At 53.3% G+C, this 323-nt stretch carries 1 rRNA gene; it reads left to right on the top strand.

Going from position 1 to position 323, the window contains the following annotated elements:
* Positions 1-253: 253 nt before the first annotated feature.
* A 5S ribosomal RNA gene (gene rrf, locus FQ015_RS06615) occupies positions 254-323 on the top strand; the annotation flags it as partial.

Genomic DNA, 323 nt, shown 5'->3' with positions numbered 1-323 from the left:
CCGGGTGTGTAAGCGCAGCGATGCGTTGAGCTAACCGGTACTAATGAACCGTGAGGCTTAACCTTACAACGCCGAAGATGTTTTGGCGGATTGAGAGAATTTCAGCTTGGATCCAGAGTCCGAAGGATTTTGCGCTGAGACAAGGCGGCAAATGAAGCGAAGGAAGGAGCATACTGAAGTATGTGACTGATTTTCGCGAATGCAGCCAACGCAGTATCAGCACAAAAGACACAGGACAGAGCACAGGAATTTGCCTGGCGGCCTTAGCGCGGTGGTCCCACCTGACCCCATGCCGAACTCAGAAGTGAAACGCCGTAGCGCCG

Origin of the sequence: Escherichia sp. HH26CH (genome assembly GCF_009820205.1) — a bacterium.
Taxonomy (GTDB): Bacteria; Pseudomonadota; Gammaproteobacteria; order Enterobacterales; family Enterobacteriaceae; genus Escherichia; species Escherichia coli_F.
The sequence above is the reverse complement of the archived record's forward strand: the minus strand, read 5'-3'. Positions and strand labels throughout refer to the sequence as shown.